The following is a 24,655-nucleotide window of genomic DNA, read 5'->3' on the forward strand; positions in this document are numbered from 1 at the left end:
GGTAATATATTTTGTCAAAAACTATTTAGGCTGGGATTGATCGAAATAGCGGCTTGCCAGAGCCTGCGCCTCTGCCAGCGCGGTAGGTGTTAATTTACTGGCCGCACGGTCGCGCCACTCAACAGCCTGGCCAACGCCGTTGACAGCAGCGACCGAGAACCAGGCATACGCCTGCTTGAAGTCCAGTTCTACCCCCTGGCCGTTGCCATACATCCAGCCCAGGTTGTATTGCGCCTTAGCATCACCCTGTTCGGCGGCCTTACGGTAGGCCTCGAGCTCCCTGGACTCTCTCTGTAGTAACTGATCTATATTGATTTCGGCGCGGGCGGTCTCATGCAAAAAACCGGTCAATAGAATTGCCGCCAACATCGTTTTTTTCATCCCTGAACACCTCGTATCAGTTTTTTGCATTCTGTATGCAGCCTCCCCCCCCCCCTGCGACAGCCCCGACAAACGCCGCGTAATCCCCCAAATCGATGTGCACATAACGCCTTTTATGTTCACCCGATCCCATATAGCAAAGCGGCCAGCCATGCCTCCCTGTAGGAAGCTCAACATCAACACGCAGCTTCCCACCCATTGCTTCCACGTAACGCTTCATGGTGGATAGCTTGATATCATTCCCCCGCTGCTCCATCGCCACAACGGCAGGTTGGCTGATGCCGAGGACAGAGGCCAACTCCACCTGGGACACTTCCAACTCTTCACGCAGCGCTTGCAAGCGCACCTCCAGCAGCAGCTCGTTAGCCATCTCCTGGATCCGCTGCTGACTATCCACCGAGCGGGAGGACAGCATCTCATTCAGTGTTCTTCCCATTACCCTACCTCCAACTCAGTTAAGTGCTTGGCGTATTCCGCCTCAGCGACCGGCAACATCTCTTTGTAAAACCGCTTATCGTTACCGCCCTTATTGCCAGCACACAACACGATGGCTTGCCGCAACGGGTCAAAAGCAAAGAACGCTCGTAGCGGATCCCCCTGGTGCTGAACTCTCAGCTCTTTGAGGTTCGTAAAGCGAGATCCCTTGATGGTATCAACTAAGGGTCGCCCTACCGATGGACCGCCCTGAGCCAAGGCAAGCAACCCAGCCAAAACCTTCTCCTGCGTGGCCTCGTCTTGTTCATCAAACCAGACATCGAATAGAGAGGTTGTTTTTACTGTCCACATAGCGCACCAAATATAACCTTTGGTTTATATTGTAGAGGGTCTCGACGTAGGTAACAAGTTACCGCTGTCGTAGTGCAAGCATGAAGCTACTGGCATCAACCTCGAACCGGCTGACCCCGATCTGCTGCAGGTAGATCACCAGGGTATCGAGCTTGCGAAAAACTCTTAGTTGTTTGCTGCGCTGGGCGGCCAGGGCACGTTCGGCCAGACCGTAGCGCACCAGCAGGCTCCAGCCGCCAGGTTGTCCGACAGCGACCACGACACGGACGGCACCGGCTGCCACCAGTTGTACCATGGTGGGATGGGTAATGGTTTCCATAGGGGAGATTCCGAGGTAAGGGATAATGCGGCGCAGGATGGGAGATAACGCCCTGCAAAACAAGCCACCTTGCAGGATGACAGGCAGCAAAAAGGGCGTCCGATTTAACGTAACGCCCCCTTATGCGCGGTAATGGTGTATCGTGCACGGCGCTGGATGCGCCCGTGATGCCCAAATTATCGAGTTGTTCGCAAGCCTCCGCTCACCCAATCGATACAGCCTATCTGGAAAGCTTCAACCTCAATGGCCAAGGGAAGGTCGCAAATCGTAATGAAATGCCAACAGGAACTAAGACCATGAACCGCACTTTTTGGAACAAGCCACATATTCGTCGATGGGCCATATTTGCCCTGCTGCCCCTGTTGGCCGCTACCTTGCCACTACTGCTAGAGGCGAGCTATCGCGCCTACCTGAACCTTGGAACCCATTTCAACAAAGGGGAAGGGCTGTTTATCTGCGCTATCTTCTATTTTATCGCCCTGCGGGTACGCAGTCGCGGGTTCAACATCATCACAGCAGCGCTGTTTTTCTACTTCATTTTCAGCCAACTCGCCCACCTCGGGATCTATCACTCCTGGCTCTCACCAACCGAAATTTTGCTCTTTTTCGAAGAGTTTTCTGAGGTCTATCGCACCGGTATCACCATGCTACCCAGCTTGCTATTACCGCTGCTGATCGCTCTGCTCTCTTTGTTACCTATTGTGCTACTACGTCATGCCACCATGCCAAAAAGCGACAGCCGCCGCTTGATCGCCTTTTTTTCGTTAATCTTGATTGCCCCGGTAATTCAATCCGCTCTTGCCAAGAGCAAGAGTGAAGATGCTCCCCATCTACGCTACTCAGCACTGCGATCAGCCATTCAAACCTCGTCAATATTCCTAGGTAAAACGGTTCCCGACCAACTAAGCGGTCAAAGTAATGTGGATAAATATGTAAAAGAGGCCCCCTCCATCCAGACTGGAGCAGAGCAGAGCAGAGCAGAGCAGAGTTATTATTCTGATAATGGGTGAAAGTCAGAACATCGATAACATGTCAGCATTTGGCTACAAACTCGACACGACCCCCTACTTGCGCGAGCATTCCAACGAGGGAGTATTGAAGAAAACTGATCACAACCATTTAAGTTGGAAACTGGCAGATCAAAGTATTCAATGAGTTAACGATACCAAATGTGACATTTAAGTTGGAAACTCAAAAGTAATACTACATCTGCTCCGTGAGCAAACAGGACATTTAAGTTGGAAAACAGGCTCTATTTGACGTGATGGGGAGGGTGCGAACAAATCCTTGACACGAGATCATCAGATTTTCTTAGTACCATGGATGAGAACCAACGTGAGCCATCAACTGACCTTCGCTGACTACGAGTTCAATGGCAAACACCGCCAGACCCGCAAAGAAATCCCCCTCTTGTTCGGATCTCCCTAATTTATCAAAGGCTATGCACATACACATTTTCAAGAATATTTGTCGCGTGAAAAATAAAAATCACTGGCGATAGATTTAAAATTACTACCGTTAGTACTGCCCCATAGACAGCATCATTTATTATTACCCTGGATGGACATATATTTTTCATCTAATTGTGCAGAGAATCCAACTATTAATGATTTCAGCCCGAAATGGAAGGCCGTTTCAGCAGTGGTTCTCGTCTGAACATTAAATGCCTCCTGTAATAATGGTGGCACAGCGTCCATCACTGTATTGTATTCTGTCGGGTTTGTGGCTTGCTCTTCCAATACTGCACCCAGCGTAAAATGGCTGATAGATTGCAGAATGAAAAGAGCCTCCTCGACCGAAAACCCTGCATCGCATAGACAGCGTAGTTGCGCCTCTGCTTGTTCAAACTGGGGGGGCGTAGGAGAGGTCCCTATATGCAATCGGGCTCCATCACGATGGACCAATAATGCTTTACGGAAACTCAGAGCATTTTCCTGGAGAAACTGCTGCCAACTCTCAGTCGGTAACGGTACTGAACGGGTGTGATGCTTCACCAGTATTGCCTCTGAAAGCATGTTCATAAGGGTCTGCTTGTTGCGCACGTGCCAATACAGAGTCGGTTGCTCAATTTTGAGGGACTGCGCCAGCTTACGCGTAGTCAGGCCCTCTAGCCCCTCTCTGTCCAGCAGGGTGAGCGCCATTGAAATTACGTCGTCCAAGCTTAGTCGTGCCATCACTATCTCCTTTCGCTGTTGACAATCTATCACTGATAGAGTTACTTTTCAAACCCTATCACCGATAGAGAGCGTTAACTATGAACCGCACTGTGATGATGGCACTGGTCATCATTTTTTTAGATGCCATGGGGATTGGCATAATTATGCCTGTCTTACCGGCGTTATTACGGGAGTTTGTTGGAAAGGCTAATGTTGCGGAGAACTACGGTGTTTTATTGGCGCTGTATGCAATGATGCAAGTGATTTTTGCCCCTCTTCTCGGCCGCTGGTCAGATCGCATAGGTCGTCGCCCTGTATTATTACTTTCACTTTTAGGTGCAACACTGGACTACGCATTAATGGCAACAGCCAGCGTAGTGTGGGTGTTGTATCTGGGACGCTTAATTGCTGGTATTACCGGTGCGACTGGAGCTGTTGCAGCCTCAACAATTGCCGATGTCACACCTGAGGAATCCAGGACACATTGGTTTGGTATGATGGGTGCCTGTTTTGGTGGCGGTATGATTGCTGGACCAGTCATTGGTGGTTTTGCAGGTCAACTTTCGGTACAGGCACCGTTTATGTTCGCTGCTGCTATTAACGGGCTGGCATTTCTGGTCTCCCTATTCATTTTACATGAGACCCATAATGCTAATCAGGTTAGTGACGAGATAAAGAATGAAACAATCAATGAAACCACATCCTCCATACGCGAGATGATCTCCCCATTATCGGGATTGCTAGTTGTCTTTTTCATCATTCAATTGATTGGCCAAATCCCTGCAACATTATGGGTTTTATTCGGAGAAGAGCGCTTCGTATGGGATGGCGTAATGGTCGGTGTTTCATTGGCTGTGTTTGGGCTTACACACGCACTGTTTCAAGGACTTGCTGCTGGTTTTATCGCTAAACATTTGGGAGATCAGAAAGCTATCGTGGTTGGCATCTTGGCTGATGGCTGTGGCCTACTTTTATTGGCAGTCATTACGCAAAGCTGGATGGTTTGGCCAGTTGTGCTGTTACTCGCTTGTGGTGGCATAACTCTTCCCGCTTTGCAGGGAATTATATCTGTTCGTGTCGGTCAGGTAGCACAAGGACAATTGCAAGGGTTGCTGACCAGTTTGACACACCTCACGGGTGTAATCGGTCCACTTATTTTTGCATTTTTGTATAGTGCAACCCACGAATCTTGGAATGGTTGGGTGTGGATAGTTGGATGCGGATTGTATGTAGTTGCACTGACTATACTGAGGTTTTTCTATCCCGGCAGGGCTGCCCACCCGAAAAATCAGAGCAATTCACAGCCATTTCTTTAAATGGTAATGGTAACTGTATGCCCCCAATTCCTAGACGTGAAACCGACCGTTGCACAGCATCAGAAATTGTGAATGTAGCACATTGGACTACTACGAGAACCTACAATGCAAGCCATACTATTTGAGTAGTATTAACGCTACTCCATAACGACTGTCGCCATACTGAAAGTATGGTAAACAGAATAAAGAACTGTCTTCCACAATTGCAAGCCACCATGCCAATCTGTCAGCGCATAACGCCTTTTATGTTAAATCGCACTTTTCGCATGAGAAAACTTCCCTCCTGCCAAGAAGAGCCCACAAGCGGCTCAAAAAGCGCAGTATTACTGCCAAAAAATATGCCTTTTGGCACTGAAAGTTTATGACTGTTTAGGTGGGATTTTTGCTGGCAAGAGTAGCAGACCCAGTTTCAGGCAAAATTTGCCAGGAACTGGGCTTTTCGGTAGGTTACCACGGTGATCCTGGTGCACCCGATCAGATAAGCCACCATGATAGCCATCGAGTACATTCGATGCAGGCGGGGCCACTGGCCCCGCCCCACTCAGAGTTTCTTCTTCACCTCTTCGATCAGCGCATCACAACACCCACTCACATTTATGGACAGGTTGTCTAAAGACCGGCCTTTCACGAGAATTGTGGGATGCTGTCCATGCTCACGACACCTAACGGAACCAATCGACTTTTTAATGTTCTGTTCAATGCCAGACAAAACGGCAGCTTCAATAGCGTTCTTAAGACCGCCAGGGGTTGTCTTTCGCCCGTTAATTTCATAGGTAATTTTCAGCACTGGTCACCCCTTGATTATCTTGATGGAGTGACGGATGTTCGCAGAACCACCACCAAGATCTATCGTGACGTTCCAGTGACCGGTTCGAGGAACCGTAATTCGCGCAGGGAAAGCCTTGTAATGACCGCCGAAATACTCAAACCGACCACCACGACGGTAGCTTTGAAAGTGATGATCATCAGTAAGCATTATGTTGCTCTGGTGGGAACAATCGACTACGACCACATCACCTTGATGCAAAAACTCCCTTGAATGAAGCTCATTTCCCCTCCGGATTGATGCCGTATGGCAAAGATAAACATTGGGTCAATGGCTACATTTTCAAGCAGATACAAACAAATCCATCAAAATAAATCCACCAGGAGAGGTGCCATAGCAGCCCCACCCCACCCCGGGGGACACAACCACAAAATCATATTTGGATTTTGATATATCAATTTCTATATTTGACTAACTCACGAACGGGTGCGACTAGCGAAGTCTGTCGCACCGGGCTCGGGAGTCGGCAAGCGCAGCGCGGCAGCATGCAAAAACCTCTGCGAAACCCATCGTAAGCCAGACTTTGCTAGGCCTCAGCCACCTTCACGTTTTCACCTCCAATCCATGCACGTTTTCGCCTGTAGGCATTGCGGTATAAGGCTTGATCACTAGCAGCGAAAGCTGCGTTGGGTGTGATGCTTTTTTGTAGGAGACGGGGACTTTCGGCGCGTTTAGCGGCTGTACCCTGCCCCTGGTTGTTTTGCCCTGGGCGGCTTATCCACGATGGGCTGATCGGACAGGGATGCCAGGACGGCGTTGAGCTGTTCCTGGGACTGGCCGGCATGGGCGGGGGAGTGTTCCACGATCGCCTTCATCCCCCTCCTTGGCGACCAGCCATCCTGCATGATCTGCTTGAAAGCCCGTTGCTCTAGGGCCTTCCAGTCCACCGCCTGCCAGGCATCGGCCACCTGTTTGATCGCCTCGATGGCGAGCCGGGCGAACGTGGCCACCGGCCCATGCTTGCGAACCAGGACCGGCAACGCCGCCACTCGGCGCTCCTGCTCCTGGCGTTTGGCCGCTTCGGCCCGCAGATCTTCGGCAAAGCGCCGTACCGCCTCGAGTTCTTCCGGGGGCAGCCCTTCGGCCAGTGGCCGCAGCACCTGCAGTTCGACTTCCTTGGCCTGCGCCGTGGCAGCAAGCTCCTTGGCGCGCCGCTCGGCTAGATCGGTACGCTTGGCCCGGGCCATGGCCGGGGCATAGTGCGCTTGAGTCTCCCGGGACAACCGCGAGGCGACGACTTCAGGTGCCTCCTCGATGCGCGAGAACAGGTTATTTTTCAGCACCCGCGGTGCCAACGCCTGGGCGGGGATCACCAGTGGGGCCGGGCTCTCCTGATGCAGGGAGGCATAGTATTGGCGCACGGTGGTATGCTTGGCCTTACTCCCTTCTATCCCACGCTGCAAACCATGCCGTTGGCCGACCTGTTCGGCAAAGTCGGTTTGCATCTGGGAAAGCGCCTTAGCCCCGCCTAGGAAATGCCGGCAGTTGAGCTTTCCCTGGGGATCGAGGGGCACCACATAGGCGTACAAGTGCGGAGTAGTTTCATCCCGGTGGATGCCGGCATAGATCAGATTCTCTGCCCCGTGCCGCTCCTTGAGCCACGCCAGGGCATCGGTAAAGTAGGCATCCTGGTCGCGCCGGCTCTTGCTGTTCATGCCATCTGGACTTCCGGTTATCAGGTACTCGATCGCAAGCACCCCGTTCTTCCTGATCTTCTCCGGTAGCCGGTTCTGGAACGCCTTCATCGCCTCATCGACCGAGTTCGCACCCAAGTGACTGTTCTCCCCGAGCCGAGTCGGATCGGCGTTGGGGGTGTCCTGGGCACGGAAGGCATGTTTGAGGGAGCTGCGTACAGCGACAGCTGCTTTGAGCTTTTGCGTGCGAAGGATAGCGAAGGCCATAAGGGGGATCCGGAGGTGAAGGCACTGCCCCCATCCTAAAGGATGTGGACTCACTACACAATTTTACGGGCTGCGCCCTCCAAATTGTCCGCTCGACCCGCGCAGCGGGTAAATCAAAACCTAATAACGAACAATCATATTTGCATTTTGATGACTAGGAGCTCACAATCAAAACTAAAATTTGAACCATCAATATAGGATATTGAAATGGAAGAACTGAAAGCCAAGTGGACGTTTGACCAGGGCGGGTTCGCCAAAGCGATGATCGTGCCGACCCCGATGGGGGCCGGATACCATTTACACCTGGTGAAGTTTGGCCGGCTAAATGAGACGCTGGTACTGGAACGCCAGCGTGGAGGCTGGCGCGTGTTCAAGACCATCGATGCAGCTGCGAACACCGCCAACAACATTGGCTTTCGTCGCATCGAGGTCGATCTGAGCAACCGCTAAGCAGGGAGTGCACTATGGACAGGAAACCCCACTACGCTATCCAGGAGCACCAAGACGCCCTCTGGTTGTTCGTGGACGGTACCCCAACCGCCGATTTGGAAGAGATGCGGCTGATCGATTTCGGCTCCTTCATCAGCGTTGAGGGCGGGCTGATTTACGAGACGCTGCCGGCAGAGGAATGGCGGGACAAGTTGCAGGCCCTGGGTCTGGAGGTAGATCGATGACAGTAAGGCGGTTAACCGAACATGAACTTAAAGCGCTGCGTACCGACATGCAAGAAGCCTCGATGTGGATGAAAACGAAGCTGGCGAAGCAGCGTGAGAGTGCGACTGACACAACAGCTAAAATTGTGCATACGCAAAAACCACAAGACCCACTCCGGGGATAACTGGCTCGCCCACAGGCCAAAGACACGGCCTGATGGACGGCCTACGGTTCGCCAATTACACCCCTCACCAAGATCCTCTCTCATGATGAAATAATGAGTAAAGCGAACGGCCCCAAGGGCCGCGAAAAGGATGTCGCCATGCTCCGTGATCTGCCGGGCTCTCCTATCTTTCCGCTGCGCTTCAAGATAGGAGAGCCCTCCTGCTTGGCTACGTTAAAAATGACGTAGTTACACAAGATAGACTCGCCTTGCTCTGGACTATCGAGGCCACTTGCGGCGGCTCCCCCTCACGCGCTCCAGAGACACACCCCGTCCTTGCTGCACCTGCTTTAGTCCCCGCCTGTAGGCCGGACTGCCGCGCCGTGTTTAAAGAGCTGGCCGTGGTTGGTTCCCCGTTACGCTCTGCTGGCAGGTGCCCCTGGATTGCGAGTCCAGGGAGGCTATGGTGCGCGGTCGCACGCTGGGCAGTGTGTGAGGATTCCCCGTTCTGCCCGACCACCACACCCACACACGGCAACAAACTCATGCTTCCAATCCGAGCGGGTACGACAAAGCGCCAAAGGTGGTGGCCTTCGGTAACGGGTGTAAAGAGGGAATTAGCTTGAAAGATACGGCAAAGTGCCGCTAAACTTATTGGGACTTTGGGTAGCTGCTTCCCTCTACGGAGCCGTTACCAGGTACAAAGAGCGCCAACTCCGAGTACCTTCGAAAAACCGCCCGCCAAGGCGGTTTTTTCGTTTCTGGTCGAAAGCATACGCGCCAGATCAAGATCAGTGCAAGAGGTGGATCCTGATCATACGCAAAAACAACACCTGATTTTTCAGATGGTTGGTAACTGTTACCAAAACCATGCCGAGCTCTAGGCGATCAAACCAGCCCCTCGACAAACTCGGTCAATACCTCCTTGATCGACTTCCCTTGGGATGCCGCATAGGTTTTTAGTCGCGTATGAAGCGCCTCCGGCAAGTCGAAATTCACCCGTTTAATCTTGTCTGCGCCGGATATGTCACCCATCGTCATCGCCCGTTTTTCGCTGCTGGGACGGCCAGCCTTCAAAATACTCATTTACTCACATCCTCATTAACTCAATTGAGCATTCCCAACACCTCAGCGGCAAGGTCGCGGATTTCTTGGGCTGCGTTGCTGTTTGGCTCGGCATCCAAAACAGTTGTCCCGGTAGCAGCCGTGCTCGGATAGGCGACGCTCTGGGTAATACGGGACGACAGCACCGGGAGGCCATACCCTTCTAAAGCGGCCTGAATCTCAGCCCCGATCTTGGTGTTTTTGATGGCACGACTCACAACGAACGCCGCCTTTAACCTCCCATCAGTCATCTCGATCCGCTGTTTCACCAACTCGACCAGATCGGAGGCCGCCCAAATGTCATAAGGGGATGGCTGGACTGGGATCAGCACCAGATGACTGGACTTGATGGCAGATATAGCCAGATCAGCAGCCTGCGGGGCCCCATCGATCACGATCAGGTCTTTATGAGACACTGCCTTGATGTCGCGTTCGATGGTCGGCCTATCGATCCCCACAACGGGCACCGGCTGTTCGTCCCTAACTGCGGCCCAATCGCGGGCGCTCCCTTGTGGATCGCTATCGATCAAGAGCACGTCACGACCCGCCAATTGAAAGGCCCTACTTAGATGAGTGGCTATCGTTGTTTTGCCACTCCCCCCTTTTTGGTTCAACACCGATATAACTAGCATCTCTACCCTCTACTGACTCGCGAGCAAATGAATAAATGAGTAAAACATCAAATGAGTTTTTTATCTAGGGGGTAATATATTTTGTCAAAAACTATTTAGGCTGGGATTGATCGAAATAGCGGCTTGCCAGAGCCTGCGCCTCTGCCAGCGCGGTAGGTGTTAATTTACTGGCCGCACGGTCGCGCCACTCAACAGCCTGGCCAACGCCGTTGACAGCAGCGACCGAGAACCAGGCATACGCCTGCTTGAAGTCCAGTTCTACCCCCTGGCCGTTGCCATACATCCAGCCCAGGTTGTATTGCGCCTTAGCATCACCCTGTTCGGCGGCCTTACGGTAGGCCTCGAGCTCCCTGGACTCTCTCTGTAGTAACTGATCTATATTGATTTCGGCGCGGGCGGTCTCATGCAAAAAACCGGTCAATAGAATTGCCGCCAACATCGTTTTTTTCATCCCTGAACACCTCGTATCAGTTTTTTGCATTGTACTGCAGCCTCCCCCCCCCCCTGCGACAGCCCCGACAAACGCCGCGTAATCCCCCAAATCGATGTGCACATAACGCCTTTTATGTTCACCCGATCCCATATAGCAAAGCGGCCAGCTTGATAAGCTGGCCGCAGGTAGTCTGGATTAAGCGATTAGACGTTGAAACCGACATGCCTCCCTGTAGGAAGCTCAACATCAACACGCAGCTTCCCACCCATTGCTTCCACGTAACGCTTCATGGTGGATAGCTTGATATATTCCCCCGCTGCTCCATCGCCACAACGGCAGGTTGGCTGATGCCGAGGACAGAGGCCAACTCCACCTGGGACACTTCCAACTCTTCACGCAGCGCTTGCAAGCGCACCTCCAGCAGCAGCTCGTTAGCCATCTCCTGGATCCGCTGCTGACTATCCACCGAGCGGGAGGACAGCATCTCATTCAGTGTTCTTCCCATTACCCTACCTCCAACTCAGTTAAGTGCTTGGCGTATTCCGCCTCAGCGACCGGCAACATCTCTTTGTAAAACCGCTTATCGTTACCGCCCTTATTGCCAGCACACAACACGATGGCTTGCCGCAACGGGTCAAAAGCAAAGAACGCTCGTAGCGGATCCCCCTGGTGCTGAACTCTCAGCTCTTTGAGGTTCGTAAAGCGAGATCCCTTGATGGTATCAACTAAGGGTCGCCCTACCGATGGACCGCCCTGAGCCAAGGCAAGCAACCCAGCCAAAACCTTCTCCTGCGTGGCCTCGTCTTGTTCATCAAACCAGACATCGAATAGAGAGGTTGTTTTTACTGTCCACATAGCGCACCAAATATAACCTTTGGTTTATATTGTAGAGGGTCTCGACGTAGGTAACAAGTTACCGCTGTCGTAGTGCAAGCATGAAGCTACTGGCATCAACCTCGAACCGGCTGACCCCGATCTGCTGCAGGTAGATCACCAGGGTATCGAGCTTGCGAAAAACTCTTAGTTGTTTGCTGCGCTGGGCGGCCAGGGCACGTTCGGCCAGACCGTAGCGCACCAGCAGGCTCCAGCCGCCAGGTTGTCCGACAGCGACCACGACACGGACGGCACCGGCTGCCACCAGTTGTACCATGGTGGGATGGGTAATGGTTTCCATAGGGGAGATTCCGAGGTAAGGGATAATGCGGCGCAGGATGGGAGATAACGCCCTGCAAAACAAGCCACCTTGCAGGATGACAGGCAGCAAAAAGGGCGTCCGATTTAACGTAACGCCCCCTTATGCGCGGTAATGGTGTATCGTGCACGGCGCTGGATGCGCCCGTGATGCCCAAATTATCGAGTTGTTCGCAAGCCTCCGCTCACCCAATCGATACAGCCTATCTGGAAAGCTTCAACCTCAATGGCCAAGGGAAGGTCGCAAATCGTAATGAAATGCCAACAGGAACTAAGACCATGAACCGCACTTTTTGGAACAAGCCACATATTCGTCGATGGGCCATATTTGCCCTGCTGCCCCTGTTGGCCGCTACCTTGCCACTACTGCTAGAGGCGAGCTATCGCGCCTACCTGAACCTTGGAACCCATTTCAACAAAGGGGAAGGGCTGTTTATCTGCGCTATCTTCTATTTTATCGCCCTGCGGGTACGCAGTCGCGGGTTCAACATCATCACAGCAGCGCTGTTTTTCTACTTCATTTTCAGCCAACTCGCCCACCTCGGGATCTATCACTCCTGGCTCTCACCAACCGAAATTTTGCTCTTTTTCGAAGAGTTTTCTGAGGTCTATCGCACCGGTATCACCATGCTACCCAGCTTGCTATTACCGCTGCTGATCGCTCTGCTCTCTTTGTTACCTATTGTGCTACTACGTCATGCCACCATGCCAAAAAGCGACAGCCGCCGCTTGATCGCCTTTTTTTCGTTAATCTTGATTGCCCCGGTAATTCAATCCGCTCTTGCCAAGAGCAAGAGTGAAGATGCTCCCCATCTACGCTACTCAGCACTGCGATCAGCCATTCAAACCTCGTCAATATTCCTAGGTAAAACGGTTCCCGACCAACTAAGCGGTCAAAGTAATGTGGATAAATATGTAAAAGAGGCCCCCTCCATCCAGACTGGAGCAGAGCAGAGCAGAGCAGAGCAGAGTTATTATTCTGATAATGGGTGAAAGTCAGAACATCGATAACATGTCAGCATTTGGCTACAAACTCGACACGACCCCCTACTTGCGCGAGCATTCCAACGAGGGAGTATTGAAGAAAACTGATCACAACCATTTAAGTTGGAAACTGGCAGATCAAAGTATTCAATGAGTTAACGATACCAAATGTGACATTTAAGTTGGAAACTCAAAAGTAATACTACATCTGCTCCGTGAGCAAACAGGACATTTAAGTTGGAAAACAGGCTCTATTTGACGTGATGGGGAGGGTGCGAACAAATCCTTGACACGAGATCATCAGATTTTCTTAGTACCATGGATGAGAACCAACGTGAGCCATCAACTGACCTTCGCTGACTACGAGTTCAATGGCAAACACCGCCAGACCCGCAAAGAAATCCCCCTCTTGTTCGGATCTCCCTAATTTATCAAAGGCTATGCACATACACATTTTCAAGAATATTTGTCGCGTGAAAAATAAAAATCACTGGCGATAGATTTAAAATTACTACCGTTAGTACTGCCCCATAGACAGCATCATTTATTATTACCCTGGATGGACATATATTTTTCATCTAATTGTGCAGAGAATCCAACTATTAATGATTTCAGCCCGAAATGGAAGGCCGTTTCAGCAGTGGTTCTCGTCTGAACATTAAATGCCTCCTGTAATAATGGTGGCACAGCGTCCATCACTGTATTGTATTCTGTCGGGTTTGTGGCTTGCTCTTCCAATACTGCACCCAGCGTAAAATGGCTGATAGATTGCAGAATGAAAAGAGCCTCCTCGACCGAAAACCCTGCATCGCATAGACAGCGTAGTTGCGCCTCTGCTTGTTCAAACTGGGGGGGCGTAGGAGAGGTCCCTATATGCAATCGGGCTCCATCACGATGGACCAATAATGCTTTACGGAAACTCAGAGCATTTTCCTGGAGAAACTGCTGCCAACTCTCAGTCGGTAACGGTACTGAACGGGTGTGATGCTTCACCAGTATTGCCTCTGAAAGCATGTTCATAAGGGTCTGCTTGTTGCGCACGTGCCAATACAGAGTCGGTTGCTCAATTTTGAGGGACTGCGCCAGCTTACGCGTAGTCAGGCCCTCTAGCCCCTCTCTGTCCAGCAGGGTGAGCGCCATTGAAATTACGTCGTCCAAGCTTAGTCGTGCCATCACTATCTCCTTTCGCTGTTGACAATCTATCACTGATAGAGTTACTTTTCAAACCCTATCACCGATAGAGAGCGTTAACTATGAACCGCACTGTGATGATGGCACTGGTCATCATTTTTTTAGATGCCATGGGGATTGGCATAATTATGCCTGTCTTACCGGCGTTATTACGGGAGTTTGTTGGAAAGGCTAATGTTGCGGAGAACTACGGTGTTTTATTGGCGCTGTATGCAATGATGCAAGTGATTTTTGCCCCTCTTCTCGGCCGCTGGTCAGATCGCATAGGTCGTCGCCCTGTATTATTACTTTCACTTTTAGGTGCAACACTGGACTACGCATTAATGGCAACAGCCAGCGTAGTGTGGGTGTTGTATCTGGGACGCTTAATTGCTGGTATTACCGGTGCGACTGGAGCTGTTGCAGCCTCAACAATTGCCGATGTCACACCTGAGGAATCCAGGACACATTGGTTTGGTATGATGGGTGCCTGTTTTGGTGGCGGTATGATTGCTGGACCAGTCATTGGTGGTTTTGCAGGTCAACTTTCGGTACAGGCACCGTTTATGTTCGCTGCTGCTATTAACGGGCTGGCATTTCTGGTCTCCCTATTCATTTTACATGAGACCCATAATGCTAATCAGGTTAGTGACGAGATAAAGAATGAAACAATCAATGAAACCACATCCTCCATACGCGAGATGATCTCCCCATTATCGGGATTGCTAGTTGTCTTTTTCATCATTCAATTGATTGGCCAAATCCCTGCAACATTATGGGTTTTATTCGGAGAAGAGCGCTTCGTATGGGATGGCGTAATGGTCGGTGTTTCATTGGCTGTGTTTGGGCTTACACACGCACTGTTTCAAGGACTTGCTGCTGGTTTTATCGCTAAACATTTGGGAGATCAGAAAGCTATCGTGGTTGGCATCTTGGCTGATGGCTGTGGCCTACTTTTATTGGCAGTCATTACGCAAAGCTGGATGGTTTGGCCAGTTGTGCTGTTACTCGCTTGTGGTGGCATAACTCTTCCCGCTTTGCAGGGAATTATATCTGTTCGTGTCGGTCAGGTAGCACAAGGACAATTGCAAGGGTTGCTGACCAGTTTGACACACCTCACGGGTGTAATCGGTCCACTTATTTTTGCATTTTTGTATAGTGCAACCCACGAATCTTGGAATGGTTGGGTGTGGATAGTTGGATGCGGATTGTATGTAGTTGCACTGACTATACTGAGGTTTTTCTATCCCGGCAGGGCTGCCCACCCGAAAAATCAGAGCAATTCACAGCCATTTCTTTAAATGGTAATGGTAACTGTATGCCCCCAATTCCTAGACGTGAAACCGACCGTTGCACAGCATCAGAAATTGTGAATGTAGCACATTGGACTACTACGAGAACCTACAATGCAAGCCATACTATTTGAGTAGTATTAACGCTACTCCATAACGACTGTCGCCATACTGAAAGTATGGTAAACAGAATAAAGAACTGTCTTCCACAATTGCAAGCCACCATGCCAATCTGTCAGCGCATAACGCCTTTTATGTTAAATCGCACTTTTCGCATGAGAAAACTTCCCTCCTGCCAAGAAGAGCCCACAAGCGGCTCAAAAAGCGCAGTATTACTGCCAAAAAATATGCCTTTTGGCACTGAAAGTTTATGACTGTTTAGGTGGGATTTTTGCTGGCAAGAGTAGCAGACCCAGTTTCAGGCAAAATTTGCCAGGAACTGGGCTTTTCGGTAGGTTACCACGGTGATCCTGGTGCACCCGATCAGATAAGCCACCATGATAGCCATCGAGTACATTCGATGCAGGCGGGGCCACTGGCCCCGCCCCACTCAGAGTTTCTTCTTCACCTCTTCGATCAGCGCATCACAACACCCACTCACATTTATGGACAGGTTGTCTAAAGACCGGCCTTTCACGAGAATTGTGGGATGCTGTCCATGCTCACGACACCTAACGGAACCAATCGACTTTTTAATGTTCTGTTCAATGCCAGACAAAACGGCAGCTTCAATAGCGTTCTTAAGACCGCCAGGGGTTGTCTTTCGCCCGTTAATTTCATAGGTAATTTTCAGCACTGGTCACCCCTTGATTATCTTGATGGAGTGACGGATGTTCGCAGAACCACCACCAAGATCTATCGTGACGTTCCAGTGACCGGTTCGAGGAACCGTAATTCGCGCAGGGAAAGCCTTGTAATGACCGCCGAAATACTCAAACCGACCACCACGACGGTAGCTTTGAAAGTGATGATCATCAGTAAGCATTATGTTGCTCTGGTGGGAACAATCGACTACGACCACATCACCTTGATGCAAAAACTCCCTTGAATGAAGCTCATTTCCCCTCCGGATTGATGCCGTATGGCAAAGATAAACATTGGGTCAATGGCTACATTTTCAAGCAGATACAAACAAATCCATCAAAATAAATCCACCAGGAGAGGTGCCATAGCAGCCCCACCCCACCCCGGGGGACACAACCACAAAATCATATTTGGATTTTGATATATCAATTTCTATATTTGACTAACTCACGAACGGGTGCGACTAGCGAAGTCTGTCGCACCGGGCTCGGGAGTCGGCAAGCGCAGCGCGGCAGCATGCAAAAACCTCTGCGAAACCCATCGTAAGCCAGACTTTGCTAGGCCTCAGCCACCTTCACGTTTTCACCTCCAATCCATGCACGTTTTCGCCTGTAGGCATTGCGGTATAAGGCTTGATCACTAGCAGCGAAAGCTGCGTTGGGTGTGATGCTTTTTTGTAGGAGACGGGGACTTTCGGCGCGTTTAGCGGCTGTACCCTGCCCCTGGTTGTTTTGCCCTGGGCGGCTTATCCACGATGGGCTGATCGGACAGGGATGCCAGGACGGCGTTGAGCTGTTCCTGGGACTGGCCGGCATGGGCGGGGGAGTGTTCCACGATCGCCTTCATCCCCCTCCTTGGCGACCAGCCATCCTGCATGATCTGCTTGAAAGCCCGTTGCTCTAGGGCCTTCCAGTCCACCGCCTGCCAGGCATCGGCCACCTGTTTGATCGCCTCGATGGCGAGCCGGGCGAACGTGGCCACCGGCCCATGCTTGCGAACCAGGACCGGCAACGCCGCCACTCGGCGCTCCTGCTCCTGGCGTTTGGCCGCTTCGGCCCGCAGATCTTCGGCAAAGCGCCGTACCGCCTCGAGTTCTTCCGGGGGCAGCCCTTCGGCCAGTGGCCGCAGCACCTGCAGTTCGACTTCCTTGGCCTGCGCCGTGGCAGCAAGCTCCTTGGCGCGCCGCTCGGCTAGATCGGTACGCTTGGCCCGGGCCATGGCCGGGGCATAGTGCGCTTGAGTCTCCCGGGACAACCGCGAGGCGACGACTTCAGGTGCCTCCTCGATGCGCGAGAACAGGTTATTTTTCAGCACCCGCGGTGCCAACGCCTGGGCGGGGATCACCAGTGGGGCCGGGCTCTCCTGATGCAGGGAGGCATAGTATTGGCGCACGGTGGTATGCTTGGCCTTACTCCCTTCTATCCCACGCTGCAAACCATGCCGTTGGCCGACCTGTTCGGCAAAGTCGGTTTGCATCTGGGAAAGCGCCTTAGCCCCGCCTAGGAAATGCCGGCAGTTGAGCTTTCCCTGGGGATCGAGGGGCACCACATAGGCGTACAAGTGCGGAGTAGTTTCATCCCGGTGGATGCCGGCATAGATCAGATTCTCTGCCCCGTGCCGCTCCTTGAGCCACGCCAGGGCATCGGTAAAGTAGGCATCCTGGTCGCGCCGGCTCTTGCTGTTCATGCCATCTGGACTTCCGGTTATCAGGTACTCGATCGCAAGCACCCCGTTCTTCCTGATCTTCTCCGGTAGCCGGTTCTGGAACGCCTTCATCGCCTCATCGACCGAGTTCGCACCCAAGTGACTGTTCTCCCCGAGCCGAGTCGGATCGGCGTTGGGGGTGTCCTGGGCACGGAAGGCATGTTTGAGGGAGCTGCGTACAGCGACAGCTGCTTTGAGCTTTTGCGTGCGAAGGATAGCGAAGGCCATAAGGGGGATCCGGAGGTGAAGGCACTGCCCCCATCCTAAAGGATGTGGACTCACTACACAATTTTACGGGCTGCGCCCTCCAAATTGTCCGCTCGACCCGCGCAGCGGGTAAATCAAAACCTAATAACGAACAATCATATTTGCATTTTGATGACTAGGAGCTCACAATCAAAACTAAAATTTGAACCATCAATATAGGATATTGAAATGGAAGAACTGAAAGCCAAGTGGACGTTTGACCAGGGCGGGTTCGCCAAAGCGATGATCGTGCCGACCCCGATGGGGGCCGGATACCATTTACACCTGGTGAAGTTTGGCCGGCTAAATGAGACGCTGGTACTGGAACGCCAGCGTGGAGGCTGGCGCGTGTTCAAGACCATCGATGCAGCTGCGAACACCGCCAACAACATTGGCTTTCGTCGCATCGAGGTCGATCTGAGCAACCGCTAAGCAGGGAGTGCACTATGGACAGGAAACCCCACTACGCTATCCAGGAGCACCAAGACGCCCTCTGGTTGTTCGTGGACGGTACCCCAACCGCCGATTTGGAAGAGATGCGGCTGATCGATTTCGGCTCCTTCATCAGCGTTGAGGGCGGGCTGATTTACGAGACGCTGCCGGCAGAGGAATGGCGGGACAAGTTGCAGGCCCTGGGTCTGGAGGTAGATCGATGACAGTAAGGCGGTTAACCGAACATGAACTTAAAGCGCTGCGTACCGACATGCAAGAAGCCTCGATGTGGATGAAAACGAAGCTGGCGAAGCAGCGTGAGAGTGCGACTGACACAACAGCTAAAATTGTGCATACGCAAAAACCACAAGACCCACTCCGGGGATAACTGGCTCGCCCACAGGCCAAAGACACGGCCTGATGGACGGCCTACGGTTCGCCAATTACACCCCTCACCAAGATCCTCTCTCATGATGAAATAATGAGTAAAGCGAACGGCCCCAAGGGCCGCGAAAAGGATGTCGCCATGCTCCGTGATCTGCCGGGCTCTCCTATCTTTCCGCTGCGCTTCAAGATAGGAGAGCCCTCCTGCTTGGCTACGTTAAAAATGACGTAGTTACACAAGATAGACTCGCCTTGCTCTGGACTATCGAGGCCACTTGCGGCGGCTCCCCCTCACGCGCTCCAGAGACACACCCCGTCCTTGCTGCACCTGCTTTAGTCCCCGCCTGTAGGCCGGACTGCCGCGCCGTGTTTAAAGAGCTGGCCGTGGTTGGTTCCCCGTTACGCTCTGCTGGCAGGTGCCCCTGGATTGCGAGTCCAGGGAGGCTATGGTGCGCGGTCGCACGCTGGGCAGTGTGTGAGGATTCCCCGTTCTGCCCGACCACCACACCCACACACGGCAACAAACTCATGCTTCCAATCCGAGCGGGTACGACAAAGCGCCAAAGGTGGTGGCCTTCGGTAACGGGTGTAAAGAGGGAATTAGCTTGAAAGATACGGCAAAGTGCCGCTAAACTTATTGGGACTTTGGGTAGCTGCTTCCCTCTACGGAGCCGTTACCAGGTACAAAGAGCGCCAACTCCGAGTACCTTCGAAAAACCGCCCGCCAAGGCGGTTTTTTCGTTTCTGGTCGAAAGCATACGCGCCAGATCAAGATCAGTGCAAGAGGTGGATCCTGATCATACGCAAAAACAACACCTGATTTTTCAGATGGTTGGTAACTGTTACCAAAACCATGCCGAGCTCTAGGCGATCAAACCAGCCCCTCGACAAACTCGGTCAATACCTCCTTGATCGACTTCCCTTGGGATGCCGCATAGGTTTTTAGTCGCGTATGAAGCGCCTCCGGCAAGTCGAAATTCACCCGTTTAATCTTGTCTGCGCCGGATATGTCACCCATCGTCATCGCCCGTTTTTCGCTGCTGGGACGGCCAGCCTTCAAAATACTCATTTACTCACATCCTCATTAACTCAATTGAGCATTCCCAACACCTCAGCGGCAAGGTCGCGGATTTCTTGGGCTGCGTTGCTGTTTGGCTCGGCATCCAAAACAGTTGTCCCGGTAGCAGCCGTGCTCGGATAGGCGACGCTCTGGGTAATACGGGACGACAGCACCGGGAGGCCATACCCTTCTAAAGCGGCCTGAATCTCAGCCCCGATCTTGGTGTTTTTGATGGCACGACTCACAACGAACGCCGCCTTTAACCTCCCATCAGTCATCTCGATCCGCTGTTTCACCAACTCGACCAGATCGGAGGCCGCCCAAATGTCATAAGGGGATGGCTGGACTGGGATCAGCACCAGATGACTGGACTTGATGGCAGATATAGCCAGATCAGCAGCCTGCGGGGCCCCATCGATCACGATCAGGTCTTTATGAGACACTGCCTTGATGTCGCGTTCGATGGTCGGCCTATCGATCCCCACAACGGGCACCGGCTGTTCGTCCCTAACTGCGGCCCAATCGCGGGCGCTCCCTTGTGGATCGCTATCGATCAAGAGCACGTCACGACCCGCCAATTGAAAGGCCCTACTTAGATGAGTGGCTATCGTTGTTTTGCCACTCCCCCCTTTTTGGTTCAACACCGATATAACTAGCATCTCTACCCTCTACTGACTCGCGAGCAAATGAATAAATGAGTAAAACATCAAATGAGTTTTTTATCTAGGGGGTAATATATTTTGTCAAAAACTATTTAGGCTGGGATTGATCGAAATAGCGGCTTGCCAGAGCCTGCGCCTCTGCCAGCGCGGTAGGTGTTAATTTACTGGCCGCACGGTCGCGCCACTCAACAGCCTGGCCAACGCCGTTGACAGCAGCGACCGAGAACCAGGCATACGCCTGCTTGAAGTCCAGTTCTACCCCCTGGCCGTTGCCATACATCCAGCCCAGGTTGTATTGCGCCTTAGCATCACCCTGTTCGGCGGCCTTACGGTAGGCCTCGAGCTCCCTGGACTCTCTCTGTAGTAACTGATCTATATTGATTTCGGCGCGGGCGGTCTCATGCAAAAAACCGGTCAATAGAATTGCCGCCAACATCGTTTTTTTCATCCCTGAACACCTCGTATCAGTTTTTTGCATTGTACTGCAGCCTCCCCCCCCCCCTGCGACAGCCCCGACAAACGCCGCGTAATCCCCCAAATCGATGTGCACATAACGCCTTTTATGTTCACCCGATCCCATATAGCAAAGCGGCCAGCTTGATAAGCTGGCCGCAGGTAGTCTGGATTAAGCGATTAGACGTTGAAACCGACATGCCTCCCTGTAGGAAGCTCAACATCAACACGCAGCTTCCCACCCATTGCTTCCACGTAACGCTTCATGGTGGATAGCTTGATATCATTCCCCCGCTGCTCCATCGCCACAACGGCAGGTTGGCTGATGCCGAGGACAGAGGCCAACTCCACCTGGGACACTTCCAACTCTTCACGCAGCGCTTGCAAGCGCACCTCCAGCAGCAGCTCGTTAGCCATCTCCTGGATCCGCTGCTGACTATCCACCGAGCGGGAGGACAGCATCTCATTCAGTGTTCTTCCCATTACCCTACCTCCAACTCAGTTAAGTGCTTGGCGTATTCCGCCTCAGCGACCGGCAACATCTCTTTGTAAAACCGCTTATCGTTACCGCCCTTATTGCCAGCACACAACACGATGGCTTGCCGCAACGGGTCAAAAGCAAAGAACGCTCGTAGCGGATCCCCCTGGTGCTGAACTCTCAGCTCTTTGAGGTTCGTAAAGCGAGATCCCTTGATGGTATCAACTAAGGGTCGCCCTACCGATGGACCGCCCTGAGCCAAGGCAAGCAACCCAGCCAAAACCTTCTCCTGCGTGGCCTCGTCTTGTTCATCAAACCAGACATCGAATAGAGAGGTTGTTTTTACTGTCCACATAGCGCACCAAATATAACCTTTGGTTTATATTGTAGAGGGTCTCGACGTAGGTAACAAGTTACCGCTGTCGTAGTGCAAGCATGAAGCTACTGGCATCAACCTCGAACCGGCTGACCCCGATCTGCTGCAGGTAGATCACCAGGGTATCGAGCTTGCGAAAAACTCTTAGTTGTTTGCTGCGCTGGGCGGCCAGGGCACGTTCGGCCAGACCGTAGCGCACCAGCAGGCTCCAGCCGCCAGGTTGTCCGACAGCGACCACGACACGGACGGCACCGGCTGCCACCAGTTGTACCATGGTGGGATGGGTAATGGTTTCCATAGGGGAGATTCCGAGGTAAGGGATAATGCGGCGCAGGATGGGAGATAACGCCCTGCAAAACAAGCCACCTTGCAGGATGACAGGCAGCAAAAAGGGCGTCCGATTTAACGTAACGCCCCCTTATGCGCGGTAATGGTGTATCGTGCACGGCGCTGGATGCGCCCGTGATGCCCAAATTATCGAGTTGTTCGCAAGCCTCCGCTCACCCAATCGATACAGCCTATCTGGAAAGCTTCAACCTCAATGGCCAAGGGAAGGTCGCAAATCGTAATGAAATGCCAACAGGAACTAAGACCATGAACCGCACTTTTTGGAACAAGCCACATATTCGTCGATGGGCCATATTTGCCCTGCTGCCCCTGTTGGCCGCTACCTTGCCACTACTGCTAGAGGCGAGCTATCGCGCCTACCTGAACCTTGGAACCCATTTCAACAAAGGGGAAGGGCTGTTTATCTGCGCTATCTTCTATTTTATCGCCCTGCGGGTACGCAGTCGCGGGTTCAACATCATCACAGCAGCGCTGTTTTTCTACTTCATTTTCAGCCAACTCGCCCACCTCGGGATCTATCACTCCTGGCTCTCACCAACCGAAATTTTGCTCTTTTTCGAAGAGTTTTCTGAGGTCTATCGCACCGGTATCACCATGCTACCCAGCTTGCTATTACCGCTGCTGATCGCTCTGCTCTCTTTGTTACCTATTGTGCTACTACGTCATGCCACCATGCCAAAAAGCGACAGCCGCCGCTTGATCGCCTTTTTTTCGTTAATCTTGATTGCCCCGGTAATTCAATCCGCTCTTGCCAAGAGCAAGAGTGAAGATGCTCCCCATCTACGCTACTCAGCACTGCGATCAGCCATTCAAACCTCGTCAATATTCCTAGGTAAAACGGTTCCCGACCAACTAAGCGGTCAAAGTAATGTGGATAAATATGTAAAAGAGGCCCCCTCCATCCAGACTGGAGCAGAGCAGAGCAGAGCAGAGCAGAGTTATTATTCTGATAATGGGTGAAAGTCAGAACATCGATAACATGTCAGCATTTGGCTACAAACTCGACACGACCCCCTACTTGCGCGAGCATTCCAACGAGGGAGTATTGAAGAAAACTGATCACAACCATTTAAGTTGGAAACTGGCAGATCAAAGTATTCAATGAGTTAACGATACCAAATGTGACATTTAAGTTGGAAACTCAAAAGTAATACTACATCTGCTCCGTGAGCAAACAGGACATTTAAGTTGGAAAACAGGCTCTATTTGACGTGATGGGGAGGGTGCGAACAAATCCTTGACACGAGATCATCAGATTTTCTTAGTACCATGGATGAGAACCAACGTGAGCCATCAACTGACCTTCGCTGACTACGAGTTCAATGGCAAACACCGCCAGACCCGCAAAGAAATCCCCCTCTTGTTCGGATCTCCCTAATTTATCAAAGGCTATGCACATACACATTTTCAAGAATATTTGTCGCGTGAAAAATAAAAATCACTGGCGATAGATTTAAAATTACTACCGTTAGTACTGCCCCATAGACAGCATCATTTATTATTACCCTGGATGGACATATATTTTTCATCTAATTGTGCAGAGAATCCAACTATTAATGATTTCAGCCCGAAATGGAAGGCCGTTTCAGCAGTGGTTCTCGTCTGAACATTAAATGCCTCCTGTAATAATGGTGGCACAGCGTCCATCACTGTATTGTATTCTGTCGGGTTTGTGGCTTGCTCTTCCAATACTGCACCCAGCGTAAAATGGCTGATAGATTGCAGAATGAAAAGAGCCTCCTCGACCGAAAACCCTGCATCGCATAGACAGCGTAGTTGCGCCTCTGCTTGTTCAAACTGGGGGGGCGTAGGAGAGGTCCCTATATGCAATCGGGCTCCATCACGATGGACCAATAATGCTTTACGGAAACTCAGAGCATTTTCCTGGAGAAACTGCTGCCAACTCTCAGTCGGTAACGGTACTGAACGGGTGTGATGCTTCACCAGTATTGCCTCTGAAAGCATGTTCATAAGGGTCTGCTTGTTGCGCACGTGCCAATACAGAGTCGGTTGCTCAATTTTGAGGGACTGCGCCAGCTTACGCGTAGTCAGGCCCTCTAGCCCCTCTCTGTCCAGCAGGGTGAGCGCCATTGAAATTACGTCGTCCAAGCTTAGTCGTGCCATCACTATCTCCTTTCGCTGTTGACAATCTATCACTGATAGAGTTACTTTTCAAACATGGCACTGGTCATCATTTTTTTAGATGCCATGGGGATTGGCATAATTATGCCTGTCTTACCGGCGTTATTACGGGAGTTTGTTGGAAAGGCTAATGTTGCGGAGAACTACGGTGTTTTATTGGCGCTGTATGCAATGATGCAAGTGATTTTTGCCCCTCTTCTCGGCCGCTGGTCAGATCGCATAGGTCGTCGCCCTGTATTATTACTTTCACTTTTAGGT

At 51.8% G+C, this 24,655-nt stretch carries 38 protein-coding genes; 13 read left to right on the plus strand and 25 right to left on the minus strand.

Annotated elements, in window-relative coordinates:
* Positions 1-21: 21 nt before the first annotated feature.
* From ACTG2S_RS21425 to ACTG2S_RS21440, 4 genes are read right to left on the minus strand one after another with little or no spacing between them, the layout of a single operon-like run.
* A complete protein-coding gene (locus tag ACTG2S_RS21425) occupies positions 22-381 on the minus strand; it encodes a tetratricopeptide repeat protein (protein WP_439983307.1) in 360 nt (119 codons plus the stop codon).
* A 16-nt stretch (positions 382-397) separates the two neighbouring features.
* Positions 398-817, minus strand: coding sequence for a helix-turn-helix domain-containing protein (locus ACTG2S_RS21430; RefSeq protein WP_439983308.1), 420 nt, complete (start codon positions 815-817; stop codon positions 398-400).
* Positions 817-1,167, minus strand: a complete 351-nt coding sequence (locus ACTG2S_RS21435; RefSeq protein ID WP_024943279.1) for a type II toxin-antitoxin system RelE/ParE family toxin — start codon at positions 1,165-1,167, stop codon at positions 817-819. The genes ACTG2S_RS21430 and ACTG2S_RS21435 overlap by 1 nt, the downstream gene beginning before the upstream one ends.
* Before the next feature lie 58 nt (positions 1,168-1,225).
* Complete coding sequence (locus ACTG2S_RS21440) at positions 1,226-1,486, minus strand: hypothetical protein (protein ID WP_439983310.1); 261 nt, start codon at positions 1,484-1,486, stop codon at positions 1,226-1,228.
* Between the two features lie 164 nt (positions 1,487-1,650).
* Between ACTG2S_RS21440 and ACTG2S_RS21445 the strand changes: the two genes are divergently transcribed.
* Both ACTG2S_RS21445 and ACTG2S_RS21450 read left to right on the plus strand, forming a co-directional pair.
* On the plus strand, positions 1,651-2,496 hold the full coding sequence (locus ACTG2S_RS21445; protein WP_270665412.1) for a hypothetical protein: 846 nt from the start codon (positions 1,651-1,653) through the stop codon (positions 2,494-2,496).
* Between the two features lie 19 nt (positions 2,497-2,515).
* Positions 2,516-2,641: a hypothetical protein gene (locus ACTG2S_RS21450; protein ID WP_158319065.1), complete on the plus strand. Its 126-nt coding sequence runs from the start codon at positions 2,516-2,518 to the stop codon at positions 2,639-2,641.
* A 386-nt stretch (positions 2,642-3,027) separates the two neighbouring features.
* On the opposite strand, the gene ACTG2S_RS21455 is transcribed toward ACTG2S_RS21450, so the two are convergent.
* Positions 3,028-3,660: a tetracycline resistance transcriptional repressor TetR(E) gene (locus ACTG2S_RS21455; protein WP_017411289.1), complete on the minus strand. Its 633-nt coding sequence runs from the start codon at positions 3,658-3,660 to the stop codon at positions 3,028-3,030.
* 80 nt (positions 3,661-3,740) lie between these two features.
* Here ACTG2S_RS21455 and tet(E) (ACTG2S_RS21460) point away from each other — a divergent pair, with 80 nt between their 5' ends.
* Positions 3,741-4,958, plus strand: coding sequence for a tetracycline efflux MFS transporter Tet(E) (gene tet(E) / locus ACTG2S_RS21460; protein ID WP_017411290.1), 1,218 nt, complete (start codon positions 3,741-3,743; stop codon positions 4,956-4,958).
* Positions 4,959-5,499: 541 nt separating this feature from the next.
* On the opposite strand, the gene ACTG2S_RS21465 is transcribed toward tet(E) (ACTG2S_RS21460), so the two are convergent.
* The 3 genes from ACTG2S_RS21465 to mobV (ACTG2S_RS21475) all read right to left on the minus strand — a co-directional run bounded on the left by ACTG2S_RS21465 (position 5,500) and on the right by mobV (ACTG2S_RS21475) (position 7,685).
* A complete protein-coding gene (locus ACTG2S_RS21465) occupies positions 5,500-5,745 on the minus strand; it encodes a hypothetical protein (RefSeq protein WP_439983311.1) in 246 nt (81 codons plus the stop codon).
* A 3-nt stretch (positions 5,746-5,748) separates the two neighbouring features.
* A complete protein-coding gene (locus ACTG2S_RS21470) occupies positions 5,749-5,970 on the minus strand; it encodes a DUF1883 domain-containing protein (protein ID WP_439983317.1) in 222 nt (73 codons plus the stop codon).
* A 485-nt stretch (positions 5,971-6,455) separates the two neighbouring features.
* Entirely contained in the window at positions 6,456-7,685 is a 1,230-nt protein-coding gene (mobV, locus tag ACTG2S_RS21475; RefSeq protein WP_439983312.1) for a MobV family relaxase, read from the minus strand.
* 207 nt (positions 7,686-7,892) lie between these two features.
* On the opposite strand from mobV (ACTG2S_RS21475), the gene ACTG2S_RS21480 reads away from it, so the two are divergent.
* Both ACTG2S_RS21480 and ACTG2S_RS21485 read left to right on the plus strand, forming a co-directional pair.
* The gene (locus tag ACTG2S_RS21480; RefSeq protein ID WP_103422753.1) at positions 7,893-8,135 is read left to right on the plus strand and encodes a plasmid replication protein RepB; all 243 of its coding nucleotides are present in this window, start codon (positions 7,893-7,895) and stop codon (positions 8,133-8,135) included.
* A 14-nt stretch (positions 8,136-8,149) separates the two neighbouring features.
* A complete protein-coding gene (locus ACTG2S_RS21485) occupies positions 8,150-8,359 on the plus strand; it encodes a hypothetical protein (RefSeq protein WP_139737933.1) in 210 nt (69 codons plus the stop codon).
* A gap of 1,031 nt (positions 8,360-9,390) precedes the next feature.
* Here the strand turns inward: ACTG2S_RS21485 and ACTG2S_RS21490 are convergent.
* From ACTG2S_RS21490 to ACTG2S_RS21515, 6 genes are all read right to left on the minus strand, one after another.
* Positions 9,391-9,588, minus strand: a complete 198-nt coding sequence (locus ACTG2S_RS21490; protein ID WP_071287673.1) for a plasmid partition protein ParG — start codon at positions 9,586-9,588, stop codon at positions 9,391-9,393.
* A 20-nt stretch (positions 9,589-9,608) separates the two neighbouring features.
* Entirely contained in the window at positions 9,609-10,238 is a 630-nt protein-coding gene (gene parA, locus ACTG2S_RS21495) for a ParA family partition ATPase (RefSeq protein ID WP_439983313.1), read from the minus strand.
* 91 nt (positions 10,239-10,329) lie between these two features.
* Positions 10,330-10,689 (minus strand): tetratricopeptide repeat protein, encoded by a 360-nt coding sequence (locus ACTG2S_RS21500; protein WP_439983307.1) that lies wholly within the window; start codon positions 10,687-10,689, stop codon positions 10,330-10,332.
* Between the two features lie 268 nt (positions 10,690-10,957).
* Positions 10,958-11,176 (minus strand): helix-turn-helix domain-containing protein, encoded by a 219-nt coding sequence (locus ACTG2S_RS21505; protein WP_439983314.1) that lies wholly within the window; start codon positions 11,174-11,176, stop codon positions 10,958-10,960.
* Complete coding sequence (locus tag ACTG2S_RS21510; protein ID WP_024943279.1) at positions 11,176-11,526, minus strand: type II toxin-antitoxin system RelE/ParE family toxin; 351 nt, start codon at positions 11,524-11,526, stop codon at positions 11,176-11,178. Before ACTG2S_RS21510 ends, ACTG2S_RS21505 begins: the two co-directional genes overlap by 1 nt.
* Positions 11,527-11,584: 58 nt before the next feature.
* A complete protein-coding gene (locus ACTG2S_RS21515) occupies positions 11,585-11,845 on the minus strand; it encodes a hypothetical protein (protein ID WP_439983310.1) in 261 nt (86 codons plus the stop codon).
* 164 nt (positions 11,846-12,009) lie between these two features.
* On the opposite strand from ACTG2S_RS21515, the gene ACTG2S_RS21520 reads away from it, so the two are divergent.
* Positions 12,010-12,855 carry a hypothetical protein gene (locus tag ACTG2S_RS21520; RefSeq protein ID WP_270665412.1) on the plus strand — a complete coding sequence of 282 codons (846 nt, stop codon included), beginning with the start codon at positions 12,010-12,012 and terminating at the stop codon, positions 12,853-12,855.
* Positions 12,856-12,874: 19 nt separating this feature from the next.
* The gene (locus ACTG2S_RS21525; RefSeq protein ID WP_158319065.1) at positions 12,875-13,000 is read left to right on the plus strand and encodes a hypothetical protein; all 126 of its coding nucleotides are present in this window, start codon (positions 12,875-12,877) and stop codon (positions 12,998-13,000) included.
* Positions 13,001-13,386: 386 nt separating this feature from the next.
* Here the strand turns inward: ACTG2S_RS21525 and ACTG2S_RS21530 are convergent, their stop codons facing one another.
* The gene (locus tag ACTG2S_RS21530; protein WP_017411289.1) at positions 13,387-14,019 is read right to left on the minus strand and encodes a tetracycline resistance transcriptional repressor TetR(E); all 633 of its coding nucleotides are present in this window, start codon (positions 14,017-14,019) and stop codon (positions 13,387-13,389) included.
* 80 nt (positions 14,020-14,099) lie between these two features.
* Here ACTG2S_RS21530 and tet(E) (ACTG2S_RS21535) point away from each other — a divergent pair, with 80 nt between their 5' ends.
* On the plus strand, positions 14,100-15,317 hold the full coding sequence (gene tet(E) / locus ACTG2S_RS21535; RefSeq protein WP_017411290.1) for a tetracycline efflux MFS transporter Tet(E): 1,218 nt from the start codon (positions 14,100-14,102) through the stop codon (positions 15,315-15,317).
* A gap of 541 nt (positions 15,318-15,858) precedes the next feature.
* Here the strand turns inward: tet(E) (ACTG2S_RS21535) and ACTG2S_RS21540 are convergent.
* The 3 genes from ACTG2S_RS21540 to mobV (ACTG2S_RS21550) all read right to left on the minus strand — a co-directional run bounded on the left by ACTG2S_RS21540 (position 15,859) and on the right by mobV (ACTG2S_RS21550) (position 18,044).
* On the minus strand, positions 15,859-16,104 hold the full coding sequence (locus ACTG2S_RS21540; RefSeq protein ID WP_439983311.1) for a hypothetical protein: 246 nt from the start codon (positions 16,102-16,104) through the stop codon (positions 15,859-15,861).
* A 3-nt stretch (positions 16,105-16,107) separates the two neighbouring features.
* Positions 16,108-16,329, minus strand: coding sequence for a DUF1883 domain-containing protein (locus ACTG2S_RS21545; RefSeq protein ID WP_439983317.1), 222 nt, complete (start codon positions 16,327-16,329; stop codon positions 16,108-16,110).
* Positions 16,330-16,814: 485 nt separating this feature from the next.
* Positions 16,815-18,044 (minus strand): MobV family relaxase, encoded by a 1,230-nt coding sequence (gene mobV / locus ACTG2S_RS21550; RefSeq protein ID WP_439983312.1) that lies wholly within the window; start codon positions 18,042-18,044, stop codon positions 16,815-16,817.
* 207 nt (positions 18,045-18,251) lie between these two features.
* On the opposite strand from mobV (ACTG2S_RS21550), the gene ACTG2S_RS21555 reads away from it, so the two are divergent.
* Both ACTG2S_RS21555 and ACTG2S_RS21560 read left to right on the plus strand, forming a co-directional pair.
* A complete protein-coding gene (locus tag ACTG2S_RS21555; protein ID WP_103422753.1) occupies positions 18,252-18,494 on the plus strand; it encodes a plasmid replication protein RepB in 243 nt (80 codons plus the stop codon).
* 14 nt (positions 18,495-18,508) lie between these two features.
* On the plus strand, positions 18,509-18,718 hold the full coding sequence (locus ACTG2S_RS21560; protein ID WP_139737933.1) for a hypothetical protein: 210 nt from the start codon (positions 18,509-18,511) through the stop codon (positions 18,716-18,718).
* 1,031 nt (positions 18,719-19,749) lie between these two features.
* Here ACTG2S_RS21560 and ACTG2S_RS21565 read toward each other — a convergent pair.
* From ACTG2S_RS21565 to ACTG2S_RS21590, 6 genes are all read right to left on the minus strand, one after another.
* On the minus strand, positions 19,750-19,947 hold the full coding sequence (locus ACTG2S_RS21565; RefSeq protein ID WP_071287673.1) for a plasmid partition protein ParG: 198 nt from the start codon (positions 19,945-19,947) through the stop codon (positions 19,750-19,752).
* A gap of 20 nt (positions 19,948-19,967) precedes the next feature.
* Positions 19,968-20,597 (minus strand): ParA family partition ATPase, encoded by a 630-nt coding sequence (gene parA, locus ACTG2S_RS21570; RefSeq protein ID WP_439983313.1) that lies wholly within the window; start codon positions 20,595-20,597, stop codon positions 19,968-19,970.
* A 91-nt stretch (positions 20,598-20,688) separates the two neighbouring features.
* The gene (locus ACTG2S_RS21575; protein ID WP_439983307.1) at positions 20,689-21,048 is read right to left on the minus strand and encodes a tetratricopeptide repeat protein; all 360 of its coding nucleotides are present in this window, start codon (positions 21,046-21,048) and stop codon (positions 20,689-20,691) included.
* A gap of 185 nt (positions 21,049-21,233) precedes the next feature.
* Positions 21,234-21,536: a helix-turn-helix domain-containing protein gene (locus ACTG2S_RS21580; protein WP_159164809.1), complete on the minus strand. Its 303-nt coding sequence runs from the start codon at positions 21,534-21,536 to the stop codon at positions 21,234-21,236.
* Positions 21,536-21,886: a type II toxin-antitoxin system RelE/ParE family toxin gene (locus ACTG2S_RS21585; RefSeq protein ID WP_024943279.1), complete on the minus strand. Its 351-nt coding sequence runs from the start codon at positions 21,884-21,886 to the stop codon at positions 21,536-21,538. The genes ACTG2S_RS21580 and ACTG2S_RS21585 overlap by 1 nt, the downstream gene beginning before the upstream one ends.
* Before the next feature lie 58 nt (positions 21,887-21,944).
* The gene (locus ACTG2S_RS21590; RefSeq protein ID WP_439983310.1) at positions 21,945-22,205 is read right to left on the minus strand and encodes a hypothetical protein; all 261 of its coding nucleotides are present in this window, start codon (positions 22,203-22,205) and stop codon (positions 21,945-21,947) included.
* A 164-nt stretch (positions 22,206-22,369) separates the two neighbouring features.
* Between ACTG2S_RS21590 and ACTG2S_RS21595 the strand changes: the two genes are divergently transcribed.
* A complete protein-coding gene (locus tag ACTG2S_RS21595) occupies positions 22,370-23,215 on the plus strand; it encodes a hypothetical protein (RefSeq protein ID WP_270665412.1) in 846 nt (281 codons plus the stop codon).
* 19 nt (positions 23,216-23,234) lie between these two features.
* The gene (locus tag ACTG2S_RS21600; protein ID WP_158319065.1) at positions 23,235-23,360 is read left to right on the plus strand and encodes a hypothetical protein; all 126 of its coding nucleotides are present in this window, start codon (positions 23,235-23,237) and stop codon (positions 23,358-23,360) included.
* A 386-nt stretch (positions 23,361-23,746) separates the two neighbouring features.
* On the opposite strand, the gene ACTG2S_RS21605 is transcribed toward ACTG2S_RS21600, so the two are convergent.
* Positions 23,747-24,379: a tetracycline resistance transcriptional repressor TetR(E) gene (locus ACTG2S_RS21605; RefSeq protein WP_017411289.1), complete on the minus strand. Its 633-nt coding sequence runs from the start codon at positions 24,377-24,379 to the stop codon at positions 23,747-23,749.
* Between the two features lie 54 nt (positions 24,380-24,433).
* Between ACTG2S_RS21605 and ACTG2S_RS21610 the strand changes: the two genes are divergently transcribed.
* On the plus strand, positions 24,434-24,655 hold a 222-nt coding region (locus ACTG2S_RS21610; RefSeq protein ID WP_439983315.1), incomplete at its 3' end, for an MFS transporter.

Source organism: Aeromonas sp. 82P, assembly GCF_051919365.1.
Taxonomy (GTDB): Bacteria; Pseudomonadota; Gammaproteobacteria; order Enterobacterales; family Aeromonadaceae; genus Aeromonas; species Aeromonas veronii.

Excerpts from the sequence above, each read along its gene's own strand:
- ACTG2S_RS21600 (WP_158319065.1), top strand. The coding sequence starts at position 23,235 with ATGTCAGCATTTGGCTACAAACTCGACACGACCCCCTACTTGCGCGAG.
- ACTG2S_RS21525 (WP_158319065.1), top strand. The coding sequence starts at position 12,875 with ATGTCAGCATTTGGCTACAAACTCGACACGACCCCCTACTTGCGCGAG.
- ACTG2S_RS21555 (WP_103422753.1), top strand. The coding sequence starts at position 18,252 with ATGGAAGAACTGAAAGCCAAGTGGACGTTTGACCAGGGCGGGTTCGCC.
- ACTG2S_RS21485 (WP_139737933.1), top strand. The coding sequence starts at position 8,150 with ATGGACAGGAAACCCCACTACGCTATCCAGGAGCACCAAGACGCCCTC.
- ACTG2S_RS21530 (WP_017411289.1), bottom strand. The coding sequence starts at position 14,019 with ATGGCACGACTAAGCTTGGACGACGTAATTTCAATGGCGCTCACCCTG.
- mobV (WP_439983312.1), bottom strand. The coding sequence starts at position 7,685 with ATGGCCTTCGCTATCCTTCGCACGCAAAAGCTCAAAGCAGCTGTCGCT.
- ACTG2S_RS21435 (WP_024943279.1), bottom strand. The coding sequence starts at position 1,167 with ATGTGGACAGTAAAAACAACCTCTCTATTCGATGTCTGGTTTGATGAA.
- ACTG2S_RS21510 (WP_024943279.1), bottom strand. The coding sequence starts at position 11,526 with ATGTGGACAGTAAAAACAACCTCTCTATTCGATGTCTGGTTTGATGAA.
- ACTG2S_RS21515 (WP_439983310.1), bottom strand. The coding sequence starts at position 11,845 with ATGGAAACCATTACCCATCCCACCATGGTACAACTGGTGGCAGCCGGT.
- ACTG2S_RS21560 (WP_139737933.1), top strand. The coding sequence starts at position 18,509 with ATGGACAGGAAACCCCACTACGCTATCCAGGAGCACCAAGACGCCCTC.
- ACTG2S_RS21455 (WP_017411289.1), bottom strand. The coding sequence starts at position 3,660 with ATGGCACGACTAAGCTTGGACGACGTAATTTCAATGGCGCTCACCCTG.
- ACTG2S_RS21425 (WP_439983307.1), bottom strand. The coding sequence starts at position 381 with ATGAAAAAAACGATGTTGGCGGCAATTCTATTGACCGGTTTTTTGCAT.
- ACTG2S_RS21480 (WP_103422753.1), top strand. The coding sequence starts at position 7,893 with ATGGAAGAACTGAAAGCCAAGTGGACGTTTGACCAGGGCGGGTTCGCC.
- ACTG2S_RS21490 (WP_071287673.1), bottom strand. The coding sequence starts at position 9,588 with ATGAGTATTTTGAAGGCTGGCCGTCCCAGCAGCGAAAAACGGGCGATG.
- ACTG2S_RS21450 (WP_158319065.1), top strand. The coding sequence starts at position 2,516 with ATGTCAGCATTTGGCTACAAACTCGACACGACCCCCTACTTGCGCGAG.
- ACTG2S_RS21585 (WP_024943279.1), bottom strand. The coding sequence starts at position 21,886 with ATGTGGACAGTAAAAACAACCTCTCTATTCGATGTCTGGTTTGATGAA.
- parA (WP_439983313.1), bottom strand. The coding sequence starts at position 20,597 with ATGCTAGTTATATCGGTGTTGAACCAAAAAGGGGGGAGTGGCAAAACA.
- ACTG2S_RS21580 (WP_159164809.1), bottom strand. The coding sequence starts at position 21,536 with ATGGGAAGAACACTGAATGAGATGCTGTCCTCCCGCTCGGTGGATAGT.
- ACTG2S_RS21605 (WP_017411289.1), bottom strand. The coding sequence starts at position 24,379 with ATGGCACGACTAAGCTTGGACGACGTAATTTCAATGGCGCTCACCCTG.
- parA (WP_439983313.1), bottom strand. The coding sequence starts at position 10,238 with ATGCTAGTTATATCGGTGTTGAACCAAAAAGGGGGGAGTGGCAAAACA.
- mobV (WP_439983312.1), bottom strand. The coding sequence starts at position 18,044 with ATGGCCTTCGCTATCCTTCGCACGCAAAAGCTCAAAGCAGCTGTCGCT.
- ACTG2S_RS21500 (WP_439983307.1), bottom strand. The coding sequence starts at position 10,689 with ATGAAAAAAACGATGTTGGCGGCAATTCTATTGACCGGTTTTTTGCAT.
- ACTG2S_RS21565 (WP_071287673.1), bottom strand. The coding sequence starts at position 19,947 with ATGAGTATTTTGAAGGCTGGCCGTCCCAGCAGCGAAAAACGGGCGATG.
- ACTG2S_RS21575 (WP_439983307.1), bottom strand. The coding sequence starts at position 21,048 with ATGAAAAAAACGATGTTGGCGGCAATTCTATTGACCGGTTTTTTGCAT.
- ACTG2S_RS21505 (WP_439983314.1), bottom strand. The coding sequence starts at position 11,176 with ATGGGAAGAACACTGAATGAGATGCTGTCCTCCCGCTCGGTGGATAGT.
- ACTG2S_RS21590 (WP_439983310.1), bottom strand. The coding sequence starts at position 22,205 with ATGGAAACCATTACCCATCCCACCATGGTACAACTGGTGGCAGCCGGT.
- ACTG2S_RS21440 (WP_439983310.1), bottom strand. The coding sequence starts at position 1,486 with ATGGAAACCATTACCCATCCCACCATGGTACAACTGGTGGCAGCCGGT.
- ACTG2S_RS21430 (WP_439983308.1), bottom strand. The coding sequence starts at position 817 with ATGGGAAGAACACTGAATGAGATGCTGTCCTCCCGCTCGGTGGATAGT.